Below are 23008 nucleotides of genomic sequence, written 5' to 3' on the forward strand. Positions count from 1 at the left end.
AGCACATCTCAAAAACATCACATGAAATCAACGTCTGGAGCCCACTATATTGCCCTAGATCATGTCCGTGCGCTGGCGGCCTTCATCGTCTTCACTTGGCATTTTCTTCACTCGGTCAATGGCTACCCCGTTCCATTCAGTCAGGCCCCGGTCATATTTCCACTGGCCTTGCTGGACGAAGGACACACAGGCGTTGCCTTATTCATGGTCTTGAGCGGCTATTTATTCTCAAAACTCCTGAGCAACAAGAAGATAGATTACAAAAAATTCTTATGGAATAGAGGCCTTCGACTGCTTCCATTGCTGCTTTTCGTGATTTTCATTCGTTTTTTTGTCATTGCCTACACCGGCACTAGTTCAGATGAAATAAAAAACTATCTTCTCTCCATCGCGGAAGGACTGATCGCCCCATCACTGCCAAATGGTGGTTGGTCCATCACTGTGGAGTTCCATTTTTACCTAATATTGCCCTTGCTGCTTATCTTGCTGAGTAAATCAAAAACTGCGATGGGTGGCATCTTGGTCGCAGCCGTAGCACTTCGATGGCTCATTTATGAGAATCGTGGTGAGGTGCAAAATCTTGCCTATTTCACCATCGTTGGAAGAATCGATCAATTTCTGCTTGGCATGCTGGCATACCGCTTTGGCAACAGCATGAGAGGCCGCCATTTTTCCATGGCGATGACTTCTGCTCTGTTTTTTGCGTTCTACTGGAAATTCGACGCACTTGGCGGTTTTATGCGCTCCCCGAGCTACCCATCTACCAACCCCATCTGGGTCGTCATGGGCACCATTGAAGGCCTGTTCTTTGCGCTCTTCATTAGCTGGTACGACACCTCATTCAAGCACTCGACCGGCTTTGCATCCAGCATGTTGGCAAAAGTAGGCGAGTACTCATATTCCATCTACTTACTGCACATGTTCTTTGTTTTCTCTGCCGCACGTTTTATTCATGAAAAAATCATGGATATTTCAAACTTCTACACGGCACTTGCATGGGCACTGGTCTGCTTTGGATTGATGCTGCCAATTGCCGGCGCCAGCTATCGACTTATAGAGATACCATTTATGAAATGGCGACAACCTTATATTCGTGTAGAAAATATTAAAATCTATTAATCGCTTAAAGCCTGCCTGCAAACCACGCCGCCATCATTTTTTTTCCCTATGTCGAAAAACTCTTCGACTGAGCACGTAAGTAACAGGAATAGACAAGAAAATAGCAAATACAGGGGCAAAAACTACTGGGAGCCCAAGCCACTGCCCCCATATCAATACCAGCCCAAGACCAAGGCAGTACTGAAGAAAATAAATCATCACCACCATCATGGGCCCAAGTTTTCCGCCGCTGGCCTTGAATACGTAGTATCGATAAAGTACGTAAGCCAATACAATGCCTGCGGCATACGCTAGGCTATAAGCCCACTGGTAAGGCATAAAGCGCAGCAACAATAAATATAAGACATACGATACCAGCGTATTGGCTGCGCCAGATGCGAGGAAACGCAGTAGGCTGCTCGGCATTATTGAATAATAAAAAAGCAGCTCACGACCCAAAAGGTTGCGAATGGACGAGTGCCAAGAATGCGTCGTAGTCCCGTACATAGTCGGCCGCGTCATAACGCTCGGAAGCCAATACGAGAAGCACGGCATCAGACGAATAGCGGTATTGGATGCCCCAGGTCATGGGCGGCAACAACAGCCCCTGTGACGGGTGGCTAAGCACGAACTCCTCGCGGCAACGACCATCGTCGGCCACCACATGTACGCTGCCTTTCACCGCAACCAGAAACTGGGCACATTGCAAATGCGCATGCTCTCCGCGGATTTCGATGCTGGGCACGTCAAATACCAAGAAGTAGCGGCGCGCCTCAAAGGGCACATCCTGCCCCAGCTCCGCTACCGACAGGCTGCCGCGCATATCCACCACCTGGCGGAGAATGTGCAAAGTCACGCCGCGCACCCGGGTTGAGCGTACGCCGATAGCAGGCATGGTCGCAGCAGAACTATCGGCCTGTTCGCCGGCGGCATGTGAAGCTGGATCCACATAGCCGACGATCTTCGCTGGATTGCCAACCACCACGGCATTGGGGGGCACGTCGTGGGTTACGACGGCCCCAGCCCCCACCATGGCGCTCGCGCCAATAGTCACGCCCGGCAGGATAGTGGCGTTGGCGCCGATAGACGCTCCGCGACGCACATGGGTATGCGCGAACGCCTGCGGATACTGTTTGCTGCGCGGAAAAATATCATTCGTGAAAGTGGCATTGGGGCCGACAAACACGTCGTTTTCCAGACGTACGCCATCCCACAACTGCACGCCACATTTGATGGTGACGCGGTCACCCAAAACGACATCGTTTTCGATAAACACGTGGTCGCAGATATTGCAGTCAGCGCCAACGCGCGCGCCGGGCAATAGATGCGCAAAGGCCCAGACACGCGTTCCTGCGCCCAGATGAGGGCTCTCGCACAGAGCCTGAGGATGAACAAATGCGTCAGCCATGGGAAGATACGCGGGATTCAAGGGAGTTGAAGGTTTCGACGCGCAAGCGGATGGCCAGCGGACGGGCCTTGGTGTTTTCATAGGCTCGCCAAGCATAAGACCCGACGATGCCCAAACTCAGCAGATTGAGCGCGCCAAAGAACACAATCATCAACATGGTCATGGCATAGCCTGGCACCGTGATTGCACCTATAGCCCGCGCCACCGCAACGATCAGCCCCACTATTGCGGCAGCCGCTGCCCCCATGGCGCCGCCCCGAACCAGCAGGCGTATGGGCAAGTCGGTAAAGGCAAAAACGCTGTCCATGAGGTAGTTGATTTTCTTACGCAGTGTCCAGGCCGATTTGCCATGTTGGCGCGGCTGGCGCACGTAGGGCACTTGCCGGCGCCTGAAACCCAGCCAAAAAATTTGCGCGATCAGCGAGCTGTGGCGTTCTTCCAGCTGCATGAGCGTATCGCGAAAAACGCGATTACAGGCAAACACATCCACACCGCCGGGTGGCACGTCAGGAACGACGTAGCGGCGGTACAAGCCCCAGAAAATTTGCGCAGGCAAGCGCTTGAGCAACGGCTCCATGCGCGCCTCGCGCACGGCCACCACAATGTCTGCCTGATCTTGCGCGAGGATGCCATACATTTGCAGCACCAGTTCGGGGGGCTCTTGCAGATCAGCGGCCATCACCGCGAAATACGGCCCATCAGCAATTTCGAGCCCCGCGCGGATGGCCGCAAAGGAGCCAAAATTGCGTGTGAGCAAAACCAGGCGCGAGCGGAACGCACACTGTGCCAAGCGCTCTCGTAGAATTTCGTACGACCTGTCAGGGCTACCATCTACCACGAAAATGGTTTCCATGGCTCCGCTAAGCTGCTCGCTCAGGCCTTGCACCGCGGCGAGCAAATCAGGCAGAGACTCTTCGTTACGGTACACAGGGACAACGAGACTCAGCACGCTGGGCCTTTGTCCTGCATAAAAAACGCCTGCACAACACCAATGACGCGGTCCACATCGGCTTGTGACATCCCGGGGTAACATGGCAAGGAAACCACCTCCGCGCAGGCGGCCTGCGTGACCTCCAGCGCACCCACCAGATGGGCATGCGAGTAGGCGGGCTGCAGGTGATCAGCAACGGGGTAATGCACATCGGTCGCAATGCCATGAGCTTGCAAGAAAGCACGCAGCGCGTCGCGCACCGGAGAGCGCAGCACATAGAGATGGGCCGCGTTATCGCAATTCACCGAGGGTGGGCACTGCAAGGGCAACGCAGCGAGCGCCCGATTGTAGTGCGCGGCAATCTGACGGCGCTGGGCATTCTGTGAGTCCAGCAAAGGCAACTTGACACGCAAGATGGCCGCCTGTATTTCGTCAAGCCGGCTGTTGCGCCCACCTGGCACGGCGACTGTGTATTTATGCGACCAGCCGTACTGGCGCAAGGTGCGCAGCCCGGCTGCCAAGGCCGCATCGCCCGTCGTGATGGCGCCGCCGTCTCCCAATGCCCCAAGATTTTTGGTGGGATAGAAACTGAAGCAGCCCAACTGCCCCCAACTCCCCGCCTTGCGCCCTGCCAACGAGGCGCCGTGCCCCTGAGCACAGTCTTCTATAAGCGGCACACCCGCGCGCTCACACAACGCCGACAGCGCCGGCATGTCGGCCATCTGTCCGTACAGATGGGTGACGATGACGGCCGCTGGCTGGCTGGCCAGGGCCTGCTCCAACGCCATGGGAGAAAGCGTGAGCGTGGTCTCGTCGACATCGGCATACAAGGGAACGGCACCAATGGCGCGGATCGCGGTGCTGCCGTAAAACCCCGCGTTGGCGACAGTCACGACCTTGTCCCCGGGGACCACGCCCACGGCCCGCAATGCAAGTTCCAGAGCATCGGTTCCGTTGGCGACAGACACGCAGTGTTCTGTCCCGATATAGCGCGCAAACTCTGACTCAAAGCCCTGCACCTGCTGGCCTAGTACGTACCAGTGACTGTCAAGCACTTGCTGAACGGCGGTGGCCAGATCCATGCCTGTGTTGACTGCAGCGGCTGAGAACAAAGGAATGGGATCGGGAGGATGCATAAGAGGTAGGGGGAGAGTTTCAGGCAAACAATTGGGCGTGCACAAGCGCAAGACCGCGCGCATCTTTGTCGGACAGGACGGGGCGGCCGCCCCAGTGCCAATCGATGCGCAGATCGGCGTCGTTCCAGGCGATACAGCGCTCATGCTCCGGCGCGTAGTAATCGGTGGTCTTGTACAAAAACTCGGCTGTTTTGCTGAGCACCACGAAACCGTGCGCAAAACCCGGCGGCACCCAGAGCTGGCGGTGGTTGTCGGCACTCAGTTCCGCTCCCACCCATTGGCCAAAGGTGGGCGAGCTTTTGCGGATGTCCACCGCCACGTCAAACACGGCTCCCTGCACCACGCGGACGAGCTTGCCCTGGGGCTGCTTTATCTGGTAATGCAGGCCGCGCAGCACACCTTGGCTGCTGCGACTGTGGTTGTCCTGCACGAACGAATAGTCGGTGCCGGTGGCAGCGTTGAAGTCGCGCTGGTTGAAGCTTTCGTAGAAAAACCCGCGCGCATCGCCGAACACCTTGGGCTCGATCAGGACGACATCGGGAACGGCGAGGCGAGTGGCTTGCATTCGGGTTCTCAGTAGATTTTTTCTTGGGCCATGCGCAGCAGGTACTGGCCGTAGCCGTTCTTGCTGAGGGGAATTGCAAGGCGCTCGAGCTGGGTCGCGTCGATCCAGCGCTGACGCCACGCGATTTCCTCGGGGCAGGCGATCTTCAGACCTTGGCGGCGCTCGAGCGTGGCGATGAACTGGCCCGCCTCGAGCAAGCTGTCGTGCGTTCCCGTATCAAGCCACGCATAGCCCCGCCCCATGATCTCCACGTTTAACTGCCCCAGCTCCAGATACAAGCGATTCAAGTCGGTGATCTCAAGCTCACCACGGGGTGACGGCACAAGATTTTTGGCCATATCAACTACCTGCTCGTCGTAGAAATACAGGCCTGTGACTGCGTAGCTGCTCCTCGGTTGCATCGGCTTTTCCTCCAGCGAAAGCACTTTGCCGTGAACGTCGAACTCGGCCACGCCGTATCGCTCCGGATCCTGCACATGGTAGGCAAAAACGCTGGCGCCCACCGTCCGCTGTTGTGCGTTGCCCAGCAGTTCGTGGAAGTCGTGGCCGTAGAAGATGTTGTCGCCCAGCACCAGCGCACTGGGCGCACCGGCCAGGAAGGACTCTCCGATGATAAAAGCCTGCGCCAGGCCATCCGGACTGGGTTGCACGGCATATTGCAGGTTAAGGCCCCATTGGCTGCCGTCGCCCAGCAGCTGCTCGAACCGCGGTGTGTCCTGCGGCGTGCTGATGACCAAGATGTCACGGATGCCCGCGAGCATCAGGGTGCTCAGCGGGTAGTAGATCATGGGCTTGTCGTACACCGGCAGCAGTTGCTTGCTGATGGCCAGGGTGGCCGGATGCAGCCGGGTCCCGGAGCCTCCGGCAAGGATGATGCCTTTGCGTTGCGTCATGTGAAGGTGCCGATCAGAGAATTTCAGCCAGCATGCGCGCCACGCCCGCTTGCCAGTGCGGCATCTTCAAGCCGAAGGTGGCCCGCAGCTTGTCGGTATCAAGGCGCGAGTTGTGCGGACGCACAGCGGGAGTGGGGAACGCGCTCGTCGGAACGGGCGCAACCTCATTTGCTTTTATTTTGATAGCAGGTTGCGCAATCTGTGCCTGCGCAATCACGAATTTCGCGTACTCGTTCCAGTTCGTTGCACCGGCTGCAACGCAGTGGTACAGGCCCGCGTCCTGCGGACGCTGCTGCAGGTGGCGCAGCGCATGCGCCGTCACGTCGGCCAGCAGATCGGCCCCCGTGGGTGCGCCCCACTGGTCGTCGATCACGGTCAAGCGCTCACGCTCCTGCGCCAGGCGCAGCATGGTCTTGGCGAAGTTGCCGCCACGCGCCGCGTAGACCCAGCTGGTGCGCAAGATCAGGTGCTTCGCGCAAGCCTCAGCGATGAGCTGCTCGCCTTCAAGCTTGGTGCGACCGTACACACTCAAGGGAGCGGGCGTGTCGGTCTCGACCCAGGGGCGGGTGCCGCTTCCGCCGAAGACGTAGTCGGTGCTGTAGTGCACGAGCCATGCGCCGAGCTTCGCGGCTTCCACCGCGATGGCGCCGGGAGTGATGGCATTCAGGGTGCGGGCCAGCTCGGCCTCGCCCTCGGCCTTGTCCACGGCGGTGTGGGCCGCGGCATTGACGATGACGTCAGGACGCAATGCACGCACCGTCTCGGCCACACCGGCGGGGTTCGCGAAGTCGCCACAGTGCTCGGTGCTGTCGAAGTCGAGCGCCGTGACCGTTCCCAGCACCGACAGGCTGCGCTGCAGCTCCCAACCGACCTGGCCGCCTTTGCCAAACAGCAGGATGTTCATGCGCGGGCGTCCGTCGCAGAGGCAGGCTGCTGCTCGTACTGGGTCTCCACCCAGCCGCGGTACGCGCCCGTCTGCACGCTGGCCACCCAGTCGGCATGCTCCAGATACCACTGCACGGTCTTGCGGATGCCGGTGTCGAAGGTTTCCGCGGGCTTCCAGCCCAGCTCGCGCTCGATCTTGCGCGCATCGATCGCATAGCGGCGGTCGTGGCCGGGGCGGTCCTTCACATAGGTGATCTGGGTGCGGTAGCTCTGACCGTCGGCGCGGGGGCGCAGCTCGTCGAGCAGGCCGCACACCATGTTCACGATCTCGATGTTGGGCTTCTCGTTCCAGCCGCCCACGTTGTAGGTCTCGCCGGGGGCACCGGCTTCGAGCACGCGGCGGATGGCGCTGCAGTGGTCCTTCACGTACAGCCAGTCGCGCACCTGCATGCCGTCGCCATACACCGGCAGGTTCTTGCCCGCCAGGGCGTTCACGATCATCAGCGGGATCAGCTTCTCGGGGAAGTGGTAGGGCCCGTAGTTGTTGCTGCAGTTGGTGGTGAGCACCGGCAGGCCGTAGGTGTGGTGCCAGGCGCGCACCAGGTGGTCGCTGGCGGCCTTGCTGGCGCTGTAGGGGCTGTTGGGCTCGAAGCCCCGCGTCTCGGCGAAGGCAGGGTCGTTGGGCGCGAGCGAGCCGTACACCTCGTCGGTGGAGACGTGCAGGAAGCGGAAGGCCGCGCGCTCGCCCTCGGGCAGCGCGCCCCAGTAGGCGCGCACGGCTTCGAGCAGGCGGAACGAGCCCACGATGTTGGTCTGGATGAAGTCCTCGGGCCCATGAATGGAGCGGTCCACATGCGACTCGGCCGCAAAGTTGACCACGGCGCGGGGCTTGTGCTCAGCCAACAGGCGGGCCAGCAGGGCGAAGTCGCCGATGTCGCCCTGCACGAAGATGTGACGGGGGTCGCCCTGGATGCCGTCCAGGTTGTGCAAGTTACCCGCGTAGGTGAGCTTGTCGAGGTTGACCACGGGCTCGCCGGAGGCGGCAAGCCAGTCAAGAACGAAGTTGGCGCCGATAAAACCCGCGCCGCCAGTAACCAGAATCATAGGGAGGCTGTGTGAAATGCCAGCTCGGCAAAGCCTGTGATTATCCCCGCCCGCCTGATCACCGGGTAACAGAGTTCAACGCGAGCACATTCGGGCAAGGCGACGCAGCCTCAAAAATGAATGCCACGCATCATCTGCTGCAGCGCCACCGCCTCGGCCGACAGCTGCGGCTTGGCATCCTTGGTACCCTTCGCGGCCGTGGAATCCGGGAACATGCGGAAGCTTGTGTTCATCGTGATCTGCGCCACACGCGGCACCAGCGCGTGCAGGATCTGCCCGGTGATCCCCAGGCGCGTAGCGATGCGCACCGGCTTGAAGATGCAGGCCTGCGCGATCATGTCGGCCGCCTCTTCGGGGCTCAGGGTGGGCACGTTGTTGTAGATTTTGGTAGGCGCGATCATGGGCGTGCGCACCAGCGGCATGTTGATGGTGGTGAAGGTGATGCCCTGGTCCGCGAATTCGCTGGACGCGCAGCGCGTCCAGGCGTCCAGGGCCGCCTTGCTGGCCACATAGGCCGAGAAGCGCGGCGCGTTGGTCAGCACGCCGATGGAGCTGATGTTCACCACATGGCCCTTGCGCTTGGCGGCCATGCCGGGCAGGAAGCCCATGGTCACACGCAGGCAGCCGAAGTAGTTGAGCTGCATGGTGCGCTCGTAGTCATGAAAGCGGTCGTAGCTCGACTCGATGGCACGACGAATGGAGCGGCCTGCGTTGTTGATGAGGAAATCCACGCCTCCGTGGTTGTCGATAAGCAACTGCACAAAGCGGTCACAGTCAGCCATGTCGGCAATGTCCGCCGAATAGGCAATGAAGCTATAGCCCTTGGCCTTGGCTTCTGCGCAGGCCTCGTCCAGCTTGTCTTGATCGCGCCCACAGATGATGGTGATGGCACCTGCCTCAGCAAACTTGTGCGCGGCCGCCAACCCGATGCCTGACGACCCACCGGTAATCAGCACCACCTTGCCCGCCACCGTACCCTTGAGCGTACGGTCAATGAACAGCTCAGGGTCCAGGTGGCGCTCCCAATAGTCCCACAGACGCCAAGCATAGTCTTTGAGGTTGGGGCACGACACGCCCGAGCCCTTGAGCGCCGCCAGGGTCTCGCGGCAGTCAAAGCGCGTGGGATAGTTCACAAAGGTGAGCATGTCCTCGGGCAGGCCCAGGTCCTTCATGACGGCGTTGCGCACGCGGCGCACGGGCGCCAGCGCCATCAAGCTTTTCTTGATGCCCTTGGGAATGAAGCCCAGCAGCGCGGCATTGACGAACAGGTTCATGCGCGGTGCGTGTGCGGCGCGGCTGAAGATGTCGAGCACGTCGCCCACGCGGTAGCCCACCGGGTCCACCAGGTGGTAGCACTTTTTGGTGATGTCCTTCCGGTGGCTGATAACGTTGAGAGCGTTGACCACGAAGTCCACAGGCACGATATTCACGCGCCCGCCCTCGAGGCCCACCGTGGGCATCCAGGGCGGCAGCAGCTGGCGCAAGCGCTGGATGAGCTTGAAAAAGTAGTAGGGGCCGTCGATCTTGTCCATTTCGCCGGTCTGGCTGTCGCCCACCACCATGGCCGGGCGGTAAACCGTCCAAGGCACCTTGCAATCGTGGCGCACGATTTTTTCGCTCTCGTGTTTGGTCTGGAAGTACGGGTGGTCCAGGCCCTCGGCCTCGTCGAACATGTCTTCGCGGAACACGCCTTCGTACAGGCCTGCGGCTGCAATCGACGAGACATGGTGGAAGTGCCCGGCATCGATGGCCTTGGCCAGGTCCACCGTGTTTCGCGTACCTTCGATGTTCACTGCCACCTGGGTCTCTTCATCGGCACCCAGGTCATAGACGGCCGCCAGGTGGTAGAAATGATCTATCTGGCCCTTGAGCTTCTTCACGTCGTCGGCCGCCACGCCCAGCTTCTTGGCCGTGAGGTCGCCAAACACGGGGACGGCACGTGCAGGGCCCACGCCCCAGAAGCTGCGCAGGTCGGCCACCTTGTCTGCACTCTCCTTGCGGATCAGGAAGTGGACCACCGCCCCCTTGCGCTCCAGCAGCTTCTTGACCAGCCGCTTGCCAATGAACCCCGTTGCCCCCGTCACGAAATACTGCATGGATAACTCCTCTGAGATAGCTTCATTCTTGCCCAAGGCCTGCGCGCACCGATTCAGCAGAAACCCGCGCCGATGCTAGGCGCCCGGCTGCCGGGCGGGCTAGATGGCACGCTCTACATTTTTAGGAGCACACGCCTACACCTTGCGCGCCGCGCGGCGTACAGTGCGGCCATGCGCCGAAGGCAAAATCGCCCCGGCAACCCCAACCAACCGCACCACGGAGGCCTTATGGTCAAGAAACTGCAGAAACTCAGCGCTGACAAGAAGAAGAGCAACGCCCAACTGTCCAGCACCGTCAAGGACTCCGCACAGCAGATCTGGCTGGCCGGCCTGGGCGCCTTCTCCAAGGCGCAGGAAGAAGGCGGCAAGGTGTTTGAAGCCTTGGTCAAGGAAGGCCTGACTATCCAGCGCAAGACCCAGGCCGTGGCCGAAGAAAAGATCACCGAAGCCACCAGCCGCGTAACCACCATGGCCAGCGACATCGGTTCCAAGGCCCAGGGCCAGTGGGACAAGCTCGAAAACATCTTTGAAGACCGTGTGGCCAAGGCGCTATCCAAGCTGGGCGTCCCCTCTGCCCGCGACCTGGAAGCCCTGAGCGCCCGTGTGGACGCACTTGCGAAGGGCAGCAAGGCCGTACCTACCAAGACAGCCGCCAAACCCGCAGCCAAGGCCCCCGCCAAGAAGGCGGCTGCAAAGAAGGCCGCGCCTGCCAAGGCGGCCGCCAAGCCCGCAGCCAAAGCCCCCGCTAAGAAGGCAGCGGCTAAGAAGACCGCAACACGTGCCGCGGCCGACGCAGCCACCAGCACGCCCTCGGCCAGCTGATCGGAGGCTTGCCGCCGGCAAGCACCCCACCCGCACAAAGCGGTCCACGCGCCTCGGTGCCTGGGCCGCTTTTCTTTTTTTGGTGAAACCCTTGAAGTGCGCTACAAGCAGTCTGGATGCAGCACGCGCACCCTCAGCTCATGTCGCACTGCAGCATGACTGCGTGGGTTAGAGTAGCCATCAGAGACAACGCAACAACGACACACAACGACGCGAAGGGGCCCGCACACATGGTGAAGAAAGCGCCACGCCGCACCGCAGAACGCATTCTGGAAGTGACGCTGGACCTGTTCAACCGGTTCGGCGAACCCAACGTCTCCACCACCCTGATCTCGGCCGAGCTGCGCATCAGCCCCGGCAACCTGTACTACCACTACCCCGCCAAGGATGAGCTGATCAACGCGCTGTTTGATCGCTACGAAAGCTCGCTCACCGAGCTGCTGGCCGCCGCCGACGGTGTACGCAATGTGGAGGACGCCTGGTTTTTCATGCACTCGCTGTTCGAGCTGATCTGGCAGTACCGCTTTTTGTACCGCGACCTCAACGACCTGCTGTCCAAGAACCGGCGTCTGGAAACCCACTTCCAGGCCATCCTCAAGAACAAGACCCGCGCAGTGCGAGCCATGCTGGACGGCATGGCGCGTACAGACGCACTGCACATCGACTCGCGCGAGCTGGAGGCCACTGCCACCAGCATGGTCGTGGTGCTGACCTACTGGCTCAGTTTTGAATACGTGCGCGACCCGCGCCGCGCGCTGGAGCCCGAAAGCGCCCAGTCCGCGCTGCTGCGGGGCGCCCACCATGTGCTGAACCTGCTCATGCCGTACCTCGAAAGCGGTCAGCGCGCCCACCTGCTGGAGCTGGTCGGCGCCTACGCCCCAGTGTCTGGCTGATACAGAGACAGCCCACCACAGCCCCCCCACAAGAACCTCCGGAGACACACACCATGGCCAAATGGACCCCCTTCCCCCACGCAGGCGACTACCGGTTCGACGCTGCAAGCGTCAAGAAGCATTGGGCCCGACTGCATGGCGGTGATGCCGAACCCTGCCCCAAGGACGCCGCCGTGCTGGAAGCCTGGGCGCTGTTCCACAACGGTGACTTTGAGAAAGCGGCGGCTGCAGGCCTGGCAGCTGGTGGCGCGGGCATCACTGCAGCCAACAAGGCCACCTCCATCTACGCCAACTACCTGGAGCCCAAGGAAAAGACGCGCCTGGACCTGTTCATGCAGGTGGCCGAACGGGCGCAGGCCCAGGCGGCGGCAGAGCCCGACAACGCCAACGCCTGGTACTGGCATGCCTATGCACTGGGCCGCTACAGCCAGGGCATCAGCGTGGCCAAGGCGCTGGCGCAGGGCCTGGGCGGCAAGGTGAAAGAGTCGCTCGAAAAGGCCATCGGTTTGTCGCCCAAACACGCCGACGCGCGCATTGCGCTCGGTGCCTTCCATGCCGAAGTGATCGACAAGGTGGGCTCACTGATTGGCGGCATGACCTACGGAGCCAAGAAGGACACAGGCCTCAAGCTGTTCCAGGAAGCGCTCAAGCTCAACCCAGGCTCCGCCATTGCGATGATCGAGTACGCCAACGCGCTCGTCATGCTGGAAGGCGACAAGAAGATGAAGGAAGCTACTGCGCTGTACGAAAAAGCCGCCGCCGCCGAGCCGATGGACGCCATGGAGCGGCTGGATGTGGAGATGGCGCGGACGGAGCTGGAAGAAGAGTAAGAGGCATCCCCCTGAGCGGCTTTGCCGCTTCCCCCTTCTCTCGACTGGCTACGCCATTCGGGAAGGGGGACGACACCCTCGCTGCGGGACGGCCCTTGCTCGGTGTCTCTGGCTTGCGCAGCGCCAGTTTTTCACAGAGGTTTGCAGTAGATTGCCGTGTCGCACTGCTAGTGATGCAGAGCTCAAAAGCCCTCACCCCCCAAACCGCTGCGAAGCGATCTCCAGCAACCCATCAAAAATCAGGTTGTCCACCAGCTCGAAGGGCCGCGTCATGCTGGGCGCCATCTTCCAGCCCGCGCCGCCCGTCATGATGCAGGCGGGCTCCTGACCGCAGTGCTGCAGCAGGTGCTGGTACATGCGCTCCACAGCCCCCGCAATGGCGTAGGTGCCACCGCTGGTCAGCGCATCGCTGGTGTTGGTGGGAAAAGGGCGCACCTCGCCTGTGGGTACGTGCAGACCGGCAGTGCCTGTTTCGAGCGCCCGCAGCATGATGCCGTGGCCAGGCAGGATGAGGCCACCCATGAAACGGCCCTCGGTGTCGATGCACTCCACCGTCACCGCCGTGCCCACCATTACCACGATCAATGGCCGCGCCGGGCCACGTGCCAGCACATGGTGGCGTGCGCCGATCATGGCTACCCAGCGGTCCGAGCCCAGGCGGGACGGGTGGTCGTAGCCATTGTTCAGCCCTGCCTCCTGCGCCGACGACACCACCCACGACGGAGTGACATCCCAGATTTCCATCTGCTCTTGTACGCGACGCTTGACGGCATCACCCGCCACCACACAGCCCAGCATGCGGTCCGGGTGGGGCAGTGAGGCCCAGCTGCCCTCAGCCAGGCGGTCGATATGGTCCAGAAACTCGGCGCCATGCGCAATGAGCGCAGCCCCGGGGCGGGGAGCGTCGTACAACGCCCATTTGAGACGGGTGTTACCGACGTCGATGGCCAGAAAAGTCATGCGGCGGATTATCCCGAGTTTTGCGATGCGCCCCTGCCCGAGGGCGACAGCCCACCGCCGCGTCACCCTTTCCCGTCCACAAATTGTGAGAAATCGTGTCGCTCCGCTGTCCGACACGCCACTGCCAGCTATTGCCGCTACAGTGGTTCTTCCTTTTTCTGCAACCTCAGGAGGTACGACATGGGTCTTTTCAGTTTCATCAAGGAAGCCGGTGAAAAGCTGTTTGGCGGCAAGGACGCACAGGCTGCCACCGCCGCCGCCCCCACGCAGGATGAACTCAACGCCAAGGCGAGCAAGGCCATCGAGACCTACATCGCAGCGCAAAACCTGGGCGCCAGCAATGTGCAGGTGGCCTTTCAGGGCCCCGAGGGCAAGGTCACGGTGAAGGGCACCGCCCCCACCCAGGCCGCCAAAGAAAAAGTGACCCTGTGCTGCGGCAACGTGGCCAGCGTGACCAGCGTCGAGAACCTGATGGAGGTGACCAACCCCGAGCCCGAAGCCCAGTACCACGACGTGGTGCGCGGCGACACGCTGAGCGCCATTGCCAAGAAGTTCTACGGTGACGCCAACAAGTACCCCGTGATCTTCGAGGCCAACAAGCCCATGCTGAGCCACCCCGACAAGATCTACCCCGGCCAGAAGCTGCGCATTCCGCCGTTGGCGAAATAGCCTTTCGCTTGGCATCTCCGTAGAGCTGCCCGTGCCAGTTCATCAGGCACGGGCAATTTTTTACCACTATCCCTACCAAGGCGTTCCGAAGAACCGCGCCGGTCATGCCTTATGTACTTTGAGGCCGTGGCGCAAGAATCGCATATAGGTCCGAATCACGTCATCGTTCCCAGCGCTTGCCGGACGCAATGGGCTTTTCGTATAGATGTACAAATAGTCGCGGGCGGCAATCAGCATGTAAGCGAGCGTGCCTAGTTCATCCTTGGAATAGCCTGTGATTTCGCCTCGCTCCACCGCGCGTAGGAGAAACTTTACGTATCGCTGGGAGACCTCTGCGTGATGGGCAGCCCAGGCCTTGGGCGCCTCGACCTCGGCCTCGTTGAGAACCCGCCAGAACCAAGGGTGTTCCTGCAGGTAGTCAAACACTGCACGCACCCCAATTTCCTCGACTTCAAAAAACCCCTTGACTCCATGCGCGCGAGCGCGGACATGCTCCAAAAGCACCCGACCAAAATACGGGAGCAGTTCATCGAACAGCAGCTGCCGCGATTCAAAGTACAGATAGAAAGTGCCCTGCGCGATGCCCGCGTGAGAGGTGATGCGCTGCACCGATGCCTCACGGTAGCCGTACTCCCCCACAACCGCTGCAGCGGATGACAGCAGCTTGTCTCGGGTCATCGCAGCCTTCTCGGCGCGATTCAGACGCGGCTTGGGCGACAACGGCACGCAGCTCTCGCTCGGCAAAAGGTCTGCCGTGCCCTTGGCGGACTTCGGTGATTGGGCCAATCCGTTTCCTCTCGTGTTGCACTGCGACGTGTTGGGCATCGCAGCGATTCAGTCTAGCGGAACCCCACTGGGGCAGAAATCTCAGTGTTTACCCGCGATGTCATGCATTGGACTGGACAAAAATGAATTATGACTCACAATTCATTTTAATTCATCTAAATGACATTCCATGCACTCCACCAACCCATTGCCCTCCCCCGTCACCCAGCACGCAGGGCTGGATGCCGAAGGAGCGTTTCGCCAGGCGGTGCGGACGTTCTGCATGCATGAACTGCCTCAAGGTCTCAGACACAAGGTACATGGCAATCTCTTCCTGAACAAACAGGACAACCTGGAATTTCTGCATGCGCTGCACCGCCGGGGCTGGTCTGCCGGGCACTGGCCGCGCCAATATGGAGGTTGCGACTGGAGCCCGCTGGAGCGTTTCATCTTCGAAGAAGAGAGCACGCTCAACGGAGCGCCCTGGCTGATTCCTTTCGGGGTCAACTATGTCGGCCCGGTGATCTATACATTTGGCTCGCCAGCACAAAAGGAAAGGTTCCTGCCGCCGATCCTTGCTTCCACCGAGTGGTGGGCCCAGGGTTACTCGGAACCCGGCGCCGGCTCAGACCTCGCTTCACTCAAAACACGGGCCGTACGCACTGGCAACGGCTACCGGGTAACAGGTCAAAAAATCTGGACCAGCTACGTGCAATGGGCCGACTGGATGTTCTGCCTCGTGCGCACCAGCGACGAAGAACGACCCCAGCAAGGCATCTCTTTTTTGCTGATCGACATGCGTACTCCCGGCATCACGATCCGGCCGATCCGCACCATGGATGGCTGCCACCATGTCAACGAGGTGTTTCTGGACGACGTAGAAGTTCCCATGGAAAACCTGGTAGGTGAAGAGGGTCGCGGCTGGCACTACGCCAAATTTCTGCTGGGCAACGAGCGCGTGCTTGCGGCAGAAACAGGCCGGTCCATGCGGCAGCTACAGCACCTGCAGCGCCTTGTGCGCGAGCGAGCAGGCGGTGAAGGCGTGGACCTGCCAGAGTTCGAACGCCGCCTGCACAGGCTACAGCTACAGCTGCACGTGCTGCGCGCCTTTTGCCTGGAAACCGCGCGCAACATGAGCACGCAGGACAGTGCAGGCGTCGAGGCCTCGATCATGAAGATCCGTGGCTCCGAGCTGCAGCAGGCGATTTCAGAGGCCTCCATGGACTGGCTCGGAGCCAGCGCCACCGTCTACGACCCGGCACTGGTGCATGAGCAGCAGGCAACCTCGCGCCTCGGCCCACCTGAAACCGCAGGCGCCGTGCGCGAATATCTGCATGGCCGAGCCTCCACGATTTACGGAGGCTCCAACGAAATCCAACGCAACATCATCAGCAAGGCAGAGCTGGGACTATGAAACCAACGCAATGGCTCGACGAAACCGACGCAGCACTGGCCGATGCAGCGCAACGCTACTTGCAAGACCGATACAAGCTCGACGCCCGCATGCACCTGGAAGGCCCCCAACGCCGTTTTGACGCGCGTGTATGGAGTGACCTCGGACACATGGGCTGGTGTGCTGTTTCGGCCGACGAGGCGCTCGGTGGCCTGGGTTTCAGGCCGTCTTCGATCATGCTGCTATCCCAGGCAGCAGGTCGGGCGCTGTTGACCGAGCCGTTCATCAGTAGTGGTGTGGTGCCAGCGCGGTTGCTATCGGCCTGCGAGCCCAGCGCTGACCGCGACCGGCTCTTGGCTGATGCAGTGTCTGGACAGCAGCGCCTAGTGGTCACGCCTGCACTCACTGCAACCACCATCACACAAGGAGGCCTGAATGCTAAATGGCCGTGGATACCCGACGCGGACATTGCGCAAACCCTGCTGGTCCCCGTGGATGGGCAGGGCTTGTATGCCGTACCGGCAGGAAGCCCAGGACTCGGTGTGCAGGCCTTGCCATTGCTAGACGGCAGGGGGGCCGCGTCTGTCGCCCTGCGCCAATGCGGCGGGGTCCTCCTGCGCGAATCCACCTCCGGCGGAATCGCCAGGGCTCATGCACAGGCCGTACTGCTGGCCACCCTGGCGGTCGCAGCCGATTCGGTAGGGGTCATGCAAGGAGCCATGACACTCACACTTGAATATCTCAAGACGCGCAGACAGTTCGGCACCACACTGGGTTCACAACAGGTGCTGCAGCACCGCGCCGTGGACATGTACATCCGCTTGGCGGAGAGCGAATCCGTCGTACGTCAGGCCATGCGTCAACTGTCCAGTGCAGCCCCCGACGGTGCGGCACAGGTTCATGCCGCCAAGGCAGTGGCCTGCGACAGCGCACGCCTGGTCACGCAAGAGGCGGTGCAGCTGCACGGCGGTATCGGCATCACCGAGGAATACGCCATCAGCCACTACCTGCGGCGCTCCCGGGTCAACGAGCAGTGGTACGGCTCTACCGAACACCACTTCCAAGCATTCACACAAGCCAGCACAGCACTTCACCCTTGAACTCACTCCACGGAGCAAGCATGGACTTTGATGACTACCAATGCATCCGCTTCCAACGCCAGGGGCGGGTGCTCACCCTGACGCTGAGCCGACCACAGCAACGCAATGCAGTCAATGCTCGACTACATCATGAGCTCTCCCAGGTGTTCACCGACGCGCAGCGCGACCCTGATAGCGACATCGTCGTGCTGACCGGCGACGGCGCAGCATTTTGTGCCGGAGGCGACATTGATTGGATGCAGCGCTCCGTGGACGACCCCGCAGAGTTTGAAAAAACGGCCCGAGAGGCCAAGGACATCGTCTTCAGCCAGCTGGACCTGGAAAAGCCGCTGCTGTGCAGGCTTAACGGCCATGCCACAGGCCTGGGAGCCAGCCTGGCCCTGTTGTGCGATATCGTCATTGCAGCAGACACTGCAAAAATCGGCGATCCGCACGTCAGCGTCGGGCTGGTGGCCGGGGATGGCGGCGCGATCATCTGGCCTCAACTGGTGGGTTACGCCAAGGCCCGCAAGTATCTCTTCACCGGCGAGCTGATGACCGCGGCAGAAGCCGAGCGCATCGGCCTGATCACCGAAGTCGTTGCGCCGCATGCGCTGGACGATGCTATCGCACAGCTGGCGGCCCGGCTGGAGCAAGGCGCCACCAAGGCTATCCGCTGGACCAAGATTGCCACCAACTTGCCGCTCAAGCAGCTGTTCCACAGCTACTTCGATGCCGGCGTGGCGTACGAGTGCCTCTCCAACCGCACTGCCGACCACGCAGAGGCCGTCAAGGCGTTCTCCGAGAAGCGCAAACCAGTGTTCACCGGCCAATAACCCTTGTCAGCAGAAACACCCCAGGAGACAACCATGAACCCAGCGAATCGCAGAGACATACTGAAGTACGGCGCAGCCGCAGCCGCGTCCACACTGTCCCTTCCCGGGCTGAACCTGGCGCACGCGCAAGCGGGGCCACTCAAGATCGGACTCATCACCCCGCTGAGCGGCCCCCAAGAATTCATCGGCTCGTATGTCAAGAACGGTGCTGAGATCGCAGTTGACCAGATCAACAAGGCCGGGGGCATTCAGGGCCGGCAGGTCGCCCTTGAAATCCGTGACGACAAGGCCAATCCGGCCGCAGCACTGGCCGCTGCGCGCGAGCTGCTGGGTGCGGGCATCAATCTGCATACCGGCGGAATCTCCAGCGCTGTAGTGCTGGCGCTGATTCCCGTAATGCAACAGGAGAACGGCGTGTTCATGACCTGCGGCGCAGGCACGGAAAAGATGAACCACGAGAACTACTCACCGAATCTGTTCCGCCCAGGCGACGCACCGGATGCACGAGGCCGCGCCCAGGCCCGCCTGATGGCGGAGAAGTATCCGCAGATAACTCGCTGGACCGGACTGATCCCGGACCACGAATACGGACGCACGATGTGGAGCATTTTCGTGGACGGACTGCTGGAGTTCTATCCGGCTCTCACGGGCAAGAAGCCCGAGATCCTGGACCCGATCCTGCTTCCCTACGGCGTCTCCGACTATCGCAACTCCATCACCCAGGCCCTGCGTCAACAGGCAGACGGCGTGTACAACGCGACCTATGGAGGCGATGCGATCACCATGTTCCAGCAAGCCCGCGGATTTGGACTGATGCAACGCTACAAGGTCGTGTGCGATGCCGCCAATGAATTCCTGGTCGCCCGGGGAATGAAGCAGCAATTGCCCCCTCACTGGACCGGCATGCACTACTACGCCGAAGCCAACAAGGGCAACGCCATGAGCGACCGCTTTGTGGCCGACTATCTGGCCAAGACCAAGGACCCCGAACCACTGGGCTGGGCCGCAGAAGCACACGCTAGCATTTATGCGCTGGCCAAGGCCATCGAGAAGGGCAAGTCCACAGACACAAAATCGGTCATTGCCAACCTCAAGGGCCTGACCTGGGATACCGTCACGGGCTCCCGTACGCTGCGCGCAGAGGACAACCAGGCTATCAAGGATGTGGAGCTTGTCTACATCGAACCAGCCGCCACCGACAAGGGCTACCGCGTGGCCCAATACCAGAAGGTCGAGGGCAAGTCGGTGCTGCTGCCCGCGTCGCCCGGCAAGAAGCTCGTGCTGCGCACGGCCTAACGGATACATGCCATGGTGTTCGCTGACGTTCTGACCCTGTTGGTCAACAGCCTGACCTGGGCCATGGCGACTTTTCTAGTCGCCGCCGGGCTCACGCTGATCTTCGGGACCTTGCACATCCTGAACTTCTCGCACGGCGGCTTTTTCATGATTGGCGCCTATGCGGCGTACTCGCTGACTCAGTCTCTGGGCGGTAGCGAATCCATGGCCATGTACCTGTTCGGTGCGTTGGTAGGAGGTGTTGTTGTGGCGGCGCTTGGCCTGGCAGTCGATCGCCTCATCCTGCGCCGCCTCAGCGGTGTGGACGACGCCTATGTGCTGATCGCCACCTACGCGCTGCTGCTCGTGTGTGAGGGCGGTACCAAGCTCATCTGGGGGCTCAACTACCGCAGCGTCATGCCGCCTACGGTGCTCGACGGCGCCTGGCTTGCGGGCCAGGCAGTCATTCCAAAGATGTCTGCTTTCATTGTTGCCTGCGGCATCGCGGTGTTTGTGGCAATGGAGTTCTTCCTGAACCGCACGCGCCCCGGGCGGCTGGTCAAGGCGATTGCCGCCGACCCGTGGATGGCCCGGTTGCTGGGCGTGAATGTGCGCCTGGTGTACACCGCCACAGTTGCCATCGGCTTTGCGCTGGCAGGTCTGGCTGGCGGCCTGCTGTTGGCCAACCAGACGCTGTCCCCCTCATTGGCTAGCGGCTTTGTGATCCAGGCCTTTGGCGTGATCATCATTGGCGGCATGGGCAGCATCAGCGGTGCCTTTTTGGGCTCCATCCTGCTGGGGCTGATTGACGCTGTCGGCCAATGGGTGCTGCCCAGCCTGCCAGGCCTGCCGTTCTTCATTGCCATGACGCTGATTTTGCTGCTGCGCCCCCAAGGGCTCATGGGCCGGAGGCACTAAACCATGCAAGCCAGTCTGTTTGTGGGCTCCCACCTGCGCCGCGACCTGTTGATCCTGCTGGCGCTGGCGGCCGTGGGCCTGCTGGTGCCGCACCTGCTCAACCGGGGCCTGATCTTCATTGCCGGCATGGTCTGGATCAATGCAGTCTTCGGCTTGTCGTTCAACCTGCTGTTCGGCACGTCGGGCGTATTGAGCTTCGGACAGGCGATGTTCTATGCGGCGGGGGCCTATGCCACTGCGGTATTCACCCAGCAGCTCGGCTGGCCCCTGGTGCCGTCGCTGCTGATCGCGGCCATCGCCGGCGGCTTGCTGGCCGGTTGTATCGGCTTTGTGGCGCTGCGCCGCAGCGAAGGGGTCTATTTCTCCATACTGACCTTGGCTTTTGCCGAACTGGTACATCTGCTGGTGGCCAACACGGGCTTTCTGGGCAAGAACGACGGCCTCAGCGCCTTGCCGCGCCCCAGATTCAGCCTGGGTGGCTGGGGTTGGGACCTGAGCAGGGGTGACACGTTCTATTACTTCATCGTGCTGGTGAGTGTGGCGCTGATCGCCCTGCTGCGCTGGGTGACAGGCACCGGCTTCGGCCGCGCCCTCCAGGCAATCCGCCAGGACCCGGAACGGGCAGAGTTCCTCGGCATTCCGGTGCAGCGGCACCGGTGGATGGTGTTCACCCTGGCGGGTGCCACCACCGCAGCCGCCGGCTCGCTGGTAGCGCCTTGGGCTCAGATCGTTACCCCCGAGCTGGCGCACTGGTCCCAATCGACCAACCCCATCCTGTACACCTTGCTGGGCGGCAGCGCATATTTCTGGGGGCCCGTGCTGGGAGCCATAGCTTTGAGCACGGTGTTCTATGTCACTCGTACGCTGGTGGGGCTGTCGGATCTGGTCACGGGTTTGCTGCTGCTGCTGGTGGTGCTGGCCCTGCCCGGCGGCATGCTGGGCGTGCTCTCCCGCTGGACCACCCGCTCGCGCCCTGCCCACCACAAACCCCAGGAGCCCAGGCCATGAGCACCACTTTGCTGGACGCGCGCCAGCTGGACAAGTCCTACGGCCGCATTGGCGTGCTGCGCGATGTCAGCCTCACCATTGGCGAGGGCGAGTCGCATGTGGTCATTGGCCCCAACGGAGCGGGCAAGACTACGTTGTTCAAGGTGCTTACCGGCGAACTGTTGGCCGATCGGGGACAGGTGCAGTTTCGCGGGGAGGATATCTCCGCATTGCCTGCGCACCAGCGGGTGCAGCGCGGCTTCGGCCGCACCTTCCAGGTGGCGCGGGTGTTTGGCAAGCTCACCGTGCAGGACAACTTGCACATCGCGCTGGAAGCCCATGCCCGCTCGCCCCGCGCTCAGGCAGGGCGGCCCGTTGATGATAGGTTGTTGGCGCTGCTGAACGATATCGGACTGACCCCGTTGAGGCACGCGGTCGCAAGCAGCCTGGCCTATGGCGACCGCAAGCGACTGGAAATGGCCATGGTGCTCGCCCTGGAGCCGGTGGCGCTGTTCCTGGACGAACCCACGGCCGGCATGTCCACCGCCGAACGGCAGGCCACGGTGCAACTACTGCGGCACATCAAAAAAACCCGAGGGCTGTCACTGCTCATGACCGAACACGACATGGATGTGGTGTTCGGCCTGGCCGATCGGATTTCCGTACTGCACCATGGGCAGCTGATCGCATCGGGCAGTCCACAGGCCATTCGCGAAGACCAGCGGGTCAAAGACATTTACCTCGGAGACGGTGACGACCATGCTTGAAGTTCGCGATCTGCATGCCCGCTACGGTGACAGCAAGGCCCTGTTCGGCTTGAGCCTGCGGGTGCCCACTGGTGGCGGCGTCGCTCTACTGGGACGCAATGGCGCGGGCAAGTCCACCTTGCTCAAGACGTTACTGGACGCGGGCCCCCAAGCCACGGGCAGCGTTCTGCTGGAAGGTCGCAGCCTTGCAGGCGTCAGCACCGAGGCCCGTGCGCGCATGGGCCTGATGCTGGTGCCGGAGGACCGGCGCATCTTCACCAACCTGACAGTCCGCCAGAATCTGGAACTGGCACTGCATGCCGCCGGAAGTCGCAGCCCGCACATGACCGTGGAGATGGTGTGCGACCTCTTTCCGCTGCTAAACGACCTGCAGGAACGCCTGGGCTACCAGCTCTCTGGCGGACAGCAACAGCTGGTGGCGGTAGCGCGCGGATTGATGGCATCCCCCAAGGTGCTGCTGCTCGATGAACCCGCCGAGGGCCTGGCCCCCAAGGTCGCACACGATCTGGCCCTGCAAGTGCGCCGCGCCCGGGAGCGCCTGCAGCTAACCTTGCTGCTGGCGGAGCAAAGCATTGCCTATGCGCGGCAATGCGCCGAATACGTGTACCTGCTGGACAGCGGCAACCTCGTGTTCGAGGGAGACTGGGCGCAGTTCGATGCACAACCCGCCCTCAAGACCCAATACCTTGCCGTCTGAA

24 protein-coding genes are annotated in these 23008 nt (G+C 61.3%); 13 read left to right on the forward strand and 11 right to left on the reverse strand.

Features of this window, described 5'->3' with window-relative positions; genetic code table 11:
* Positions 1–21: 21 nt before the first annotated feature.
* Positions 22–1119, forward strand: a complete 1098-nt coding sequence (locus ASD94_RS20540; protein ID WP_056647037.1) for an acyltransferase — start codon at positions 22–24, stop codon at positions 1117–1119.
* A gap of 33 nt (positions 1120–1152) precedes the next feature.
* Here the strand turns inward: ASD94_RS20540 and ASD94_RS23400 are convergent, their stop codons facing one another.
* The 9 genes from ASD94_RS23400 to ASD94_RS20580 all read right to left on the reverse strand — a co-directional run bounded on the left by ASD94_RS23400 (position 1153) and on the right by ASD94_RS20580 (position 10116).
* Positions 1153–1524: a GtrA family protein gene (locus ASD94_RS23400; protein ID WP_158274177.1), complete on the reverse strand. Its 372-nt coding sequence runs from the start codon at positions 1522–1524 to the stop codon at positions 1153–1155.
* Between the two features lie 22 nt (positions 1525–1546).
* Positions 1547–2506, reverse strand: a complete 960-nt coding sequence (locus tag ASD94_RS20545) for a WxcM-like domain-containing protein (protein WP_056647041.1) — start codon at positions 2504–2506, stop codon at positions 1547–1549.
* Positions 2499–3455, reverse strand: coding sequence for a glycosyltransferase family 2 protein (locus ASD94_RS20550; RefSeq protein ID WP_056647046.1), 957 nt, complete (start codon positions 3453–3455; stop codon positions 2499–2501). The genes ASD94_RS20545 and ASD94_RS20550 overlap by 8 nt, the downstream gene beginning before the upstream one ends.
* Positions 3449–4519 (reverse strand): DegT/DnrJ/EryC1/StrS aminotransferase family protein, encoded by a 1071-nt coding sequence (locus tag ASD94_RS20555; RefSeq protein ID WP_233247260.1) that lies wholly within the window; start codon positions 4517–4519, stop codon positions 3449–3451. Before ASD94_RS20555 ends, ASD94_RS20550 begins: the two co-directional genes overlap by 7 nt.
* A gap of 73 nt (positions 4520–4592) precedes the next feature.
* Positions 4593–5138 carry a dTDP-4-dehydrorhamnose 3,5-epimerase gene (gene rfbC, locus ASD94_RS20560; RefSeq protein WP_056647052.1) on the reverse strand — a complete coding sequence of 182 codons (546 nt, stop codon included), beginning with the start codon at positions 5136–5138 and terminating at the stop codon, positions 4593–4595.
* 8 nt (positions 5139–5146) lie between these two features.
* Positions 5147–6031 (reverse strand): glucose-1-phosphate thymidylyltransferase RfbA, encoded by an 885-nt coding sequence (gene rfbA / locus ASD94_RS20565; protein WP_056647055.1) that lies wholly within the window; start codon positions 6029–6031, stop codon positions 5147–5149.
* Between the two features lie 13 nt (positions 6032–6044).
* Positions 6045–6935 carry a dTDP-4-dehydrorhamnose reductase gene (rfbD, locus tag ASD94_RS20570; RefSeq protein ID WP_056647057.1) on the reverse strand — a complete coding sequence of 297 codons (891 nt, stop codon included), beginning with the start codon at positions 6933–6935 and terminating at the stop codon, positions 6045–6047.
* Positions 6932–8020, reverse strand: coding sequence for a dTDP-glucose 4,6-dehydratase (gene rfbB, locus ASD94_RS20575; protein ID WP_056647064.1), 1089 nt, complete (start codon positions 8018–8020; stop codon positions 6932–6934). Before rfbB ends, rfbD begins: the two co-directional genes overlap by 4 nt.
* Positions 8021–8130: 110 nt before the next feature.
* A complete protein-coding gene (locus tag ASD94_RS20580; protein ID WP_056647066.1) occupies positions 8131–10116 on the reverse strand; it encodes an SDR family oxidoreductase in 1986 nt (661 codons plus the stop codon).
* A 228-nt stretch (positions 10117–10344) separates the two neighbouring features.
* On the opposite strand from ASD94_RS20580, the gene ASD94_RS20585 reads away from it, so the two are divergent.
* From ASD94_RS20585 to ASD94_RS20595, 3 genes are all read left to right on the forward strand, one after another.
* The gene (locus ASD94_RS20585; protein WP_056647069.1) at positions 10345–10938 is read left to right on the forward strand and encodes a phasin family protein; all 594 of its coding nucleotides are present in this window, start codon (positions 10345–10347) and stop codon (positions 10936–10938) included.
* Between the two features lie 230 nt (positions 10939–11168).
* A complete protein-coding gene (locus tag ASD94_RS20590; protein WP_056647073.1) occupies positions 11169–11831 on the forward strand; it encodes a TetR/AcrR family transcriptional regulator in 663 nt (220 codons plus the stop codon).
* Between the two features lie 53 nt (positions 11832–11884).
* Positions 11885–12661, forward strand: a complete 777-nt coding sequence (locus ASD94_RS20595) for a hypothetical protein (RefSeq protein WP_056647075.1) — start codon at positions 11885–11887, stop codon at positions 12659–12661.
* Positions 12662–12853: 192 nt separating this feature from the next.
* On the opposite strand, the gene ASD94_RS20600 is transcribed toward ASD94_RS20595, so the two are convergent.
* The gene (locus tag ASD94_RS20600; protein ID WP_056647078.1) at positions 12854–13621 is read right to left on the reverse strand and encodes a type III pantothenate kinase; all 768 of its coding nucleotides are present in this window, start codon (positions 13619–13621) and stop codon (positions 12854–12856) included.
* Between the two features lie 180 nt (positions 13622–13801).
* Between ASD94_RS20600 and lysM the strand changes: the two genes are divergently transcribed.
* On the forward strand, positions 13802–14290 hold the full coding sequence (lysM, locus tag ASD94_RS20605) for a peptidoglycan-binding protein LysM (protein ID WP_056647081.1): 489 nt from the start codon (positions 13802–13804) through the stop codon (positions 14288–14290).
* 102 nt (positions 14291–14392) lie between these two features.
* Here the strand turns inward: lysM and ASD94_RS20610 are convergent, their stop codons facing one another.
* Positions 14393–15076, reverse strand: a complete 684-nt coding sequence (locus ASD94_RS20610; protein ID WP_200954262.1) for a TetR/AcrR family transcriptional regulator — start codon at positions 15074–15076, stop codon at positions 14393–14395.
* Positions 15077–15245: 169 nt separating this feature from the next.
* Here ASD94_RS20610 and ASD94_RS20615 point away from each other — a divergent pair, with 169 nt between their 5' ends.
* Genes ASD94_RS20615 through ASD94_RS20650 form a run of 8 tightly spaced genes read left to right on the forward strand, consistent with a single transcriptional unit; the run spans position 15246 to position 23007 of the window.
* The gene (locus ASD94_RS20615; RefSeq protein WP_082576963.1) at positions 15246–16469 is read left to right on the forward strand and encodes an acyl-CoA dehydrogenase family protein; all 1224 of its coding nucleotides are present in this window, start codon (positions 15246–15248) and stop codon (positions 16467–16469) included.
* Positions 16466–17548: an acyl-CoA dehydrogenase family protein gene (locus tag ASD94_RS20620; RefSeq protein WP_056647084.1), complete on the forward strand. Its 1083-nt coding sequence runs from the start codon at positions 16466–16468 to the stop codon at positions 17546–17548. The genes ASD94_RS20615 and ASD94_RS20620 overlap by 4 nt, the downstream gene beginning before the upstream one ends.
* A gap of 20 nt (positions 17549–17568) precedes the next feature.
* The gene (locus ASD94_RS20625) at positions 17569–18363 is read left to right on the forward strand and encodes an enoyl-CoA hydratase/isomerase family protein (protein ID WP_056647088.1); all 795 of its coding nucleotides are present in this window, start codon (positions 17569–17571) and stop codon (positions 18361–18363) included.
* 33 nt (positions 18364–18396) lie between these two features.
* Positions 18397–19659: an ABC transporter substrate-binding protein gene (locus tag ASD94_RS20630; protein WP_056647092.1), complete on the forward strand. Its 1263-nt coding sequence runs from the start codon at positions 18397–18399 to the stop codon at positions 19657–19659.
* 12 nt (positions 19660–19671) lie between these two features.
* Positions 19672–20556: a branched-chain amino acid ABC transporter permease gene (locus ASD94_RS20635; protein WP_056647095.1), complete on the forward strand. Its 885-nt coding sequence runs from the start codon at positions 19672–19674 to the stop codon at positions 20554–20556.
* 3 nt (positions 20557–20559) lie between these two features.
* Positions 20560–21564, forward strand: coding sequence for a branched-chain amino acid ABC transporter permease (locus ASD94_RS20640; RefSeq protein WP_056647098.1), 1005 nt, complete (start codon positions 20560–20562; stop codon positions 21562–21564).
* Positions 21561–22310 (forward strand): ABC transporter ATP-binding protein, encoded by a 750-nt coding sequence (locus ASD94_RS20645; protein ID WP_056647102.1) that lies wholly within the window; start codon positions 21561–21563, stop codon positions 22308–22310. Before ASD94_RS20640 ends, ASD94_RS20645 begins: the two co-directional genes overlap by 4 nt.
* On the forward strand, positions 22303–23007 hold the full coding sequence (locus ASD94_RS20650) for an ABC transporter ATP-binding protein (RefSeq protein WP_056647105.1): 705 nt from the start codon (positions 22303–22305) through the stop codon (positions 23005–23007). The genes ASD94_RS20645 and ASD94_RS20650 overlap by 8 nt, the downstream gene beginning before the upstream one ends.
* The last annotated feature ends 1 nt before the right edge of the window (position 23008 follow it).

The organism is Acidovorax sp. Root70 (assembly GCF_001428225.1).
Taxonomy (GTDB): domain Bacteria; phylum Pseudomonadota; class Gammaproteobacteria; order Burkholderiales; family Burkholderiaceae_C; genus Acidovorax.

Excerpts from the sequence above, each read along its gene's own strand:
- ASD94_RS20650 (WP_056647105.1), top strand. The coding sequence starts at position 22,303 with ATGCTTGAAGTTCGCGATCTGCATGCCCGCTACGGTGACAGCAAGGCC.
- rfbC (WP_056647052.1), bottom strand. The coding sequence starts at position 5,138 with ATGCAAGCCACTCGCCTCGCCGTTCCCGATGTCGTCCTGATCGAGCCC.
- ASD94_RS20645 (WP_056647102.1), top strand. The coding sequence starts at position 21,561 with ATGAGCACCACTTTGCTGGACGCGCGCCAGCTGGACAAGTCCTACGGC.
- ASD94_RS20590 (WP_056647073.1), top strand. The coding sequence starts at position 11,169 with ATGGTGAAGAAAGCGCCACGCCGCACCGCAGAACGCATTCTGGAAGTG.
- ASD94_RS20620 (WP_056647084.1), top strand. The coding sequence starts at position 16,466 with ATGAAACCAACGCAATGGCTCGACGAAACCGACGCAGCACTGGCCGAT.
- rfbD (WP_056647057.1), bottom strand. The coding sequence starts at position 6,935 with ATGAACATCCTGCTGTTTGGCAAAGGCGGCCAGGTCGGTTGGGAGCTG.
- ASD94_RS20640 (WP_056647098.1), top strand. The coding sequence starts at position 20,560 with ATGCAAGCCAGTCTGTTTGTGGGCTCCCACCTGCGCCGCGACCTGTTG.
- rfbB (WP_056647064.1), bottom strand. The coding sequence starts at position 8,020 with ATGATTCTGGTTACTGGCGGCGCGGGTTTTATCGGCGCCAACTTCGTT.
- ASD94_RS20615 (WP_082576963.1), top strand. The coding sequence starts at position 15,246 with ATGCACTCCACCAACCCATTGCCCTCCCCCGTCACCCAGCACGCAGGG.
- ASD94_RS20595 (WP_056647075.1), top strand. The coding sequence starts at position 11,885 with ATGGCCAAATGGACCCCCTTCCCCCACGCAGGCGACTACCGGTTCGAC.
- ASD94_RS20580 (WP_056647066.1), bottom strand. The coding sequence starts at position 10,116 with ATGCAGTATTTCGTGACGGGGGCAACGGGGTTCATTGGCAAGCGGCTG.
- ASD94_RS20635 (WP_056647095.1), top strand. The coding sequence starts at position 19,672 with ATGGTGTTCGCTGACGTTCTGACCCTGTTGGTCAACAGCCTGACCTGG.
- ASD94_RS20630 (WP_056647092.1), top strand. The coding sequence starts at position 18,397 with ATGAACCCAGCGAATCGCAGAGACATACTGAAGTACGGCGCAGCCGCA.
- ASD94_RS20545 (WP_056647041.1), bottom strand. The coding sequence starts at position 2,506 with ATGGCTGACGCATTTGTTCATCCTCAGGCTCTGTGCGAGAGCCCTCAT.
- rfbA (WP_056647055.1), bottom strand. The coding sequence starts at position 6,031 with ATGACGCAACGCAAAGGCATCATCCTTGCCGGAGGCTCCGGGACCCGG.
- ASD94_RS23400 (WP_158274177.1), bottom strand. The coding sequence starts at position 1,524 with ATGCCGAGCAGCCTACTGCGTTTCCTCGCATCTGGCGCAGCCAATACG.
- ASD94_RS20555 (WP_233247260.1), bottom strand. The coding sequence starts at position 4,519 with ATGGATCTGGCCACCGCCGTTCAGCAAGTGCTTGACAGTCACTGGTAC.
- ASD94_RS20540 (WP_056647037.1), top strand. The coding sequence starts at position 22 with ATGAAATCAACGTCTGGAGCCCACTATATTGCCCTAGATCATGTCCGT.
- ASD94_RS20600 (WP_056647078.1), bottom strand. The coding sequence starts at position 13,621 with ATGACTTTTCTGGCCATCGACGTCGGTAACACCCGTCTCAAATGGGCG.
- ASD94_RS20625 (WP_056647088.1), top strand. The coding sequence starts at position 17,569 with ATGGACTTTGATGACTACCAATGCATCCGCTTCCAACGCCAGGGGCGG.
- ASD94_RS20585 (WP_056647069.1), top strand. The coding sequence starts at position 10,345 with ATGGTCAAGAAACTGCAGAAACTCAGCGCTGACAAGAAGAAGAGCAAC.
- lysM (WP_056647081.1), top strand. The coding sequence starts at position 13,802 with ATGGGTCTTTTCAGTTTCATCAAGGAAGCCGGTGAAAAGCTGTTTGGC.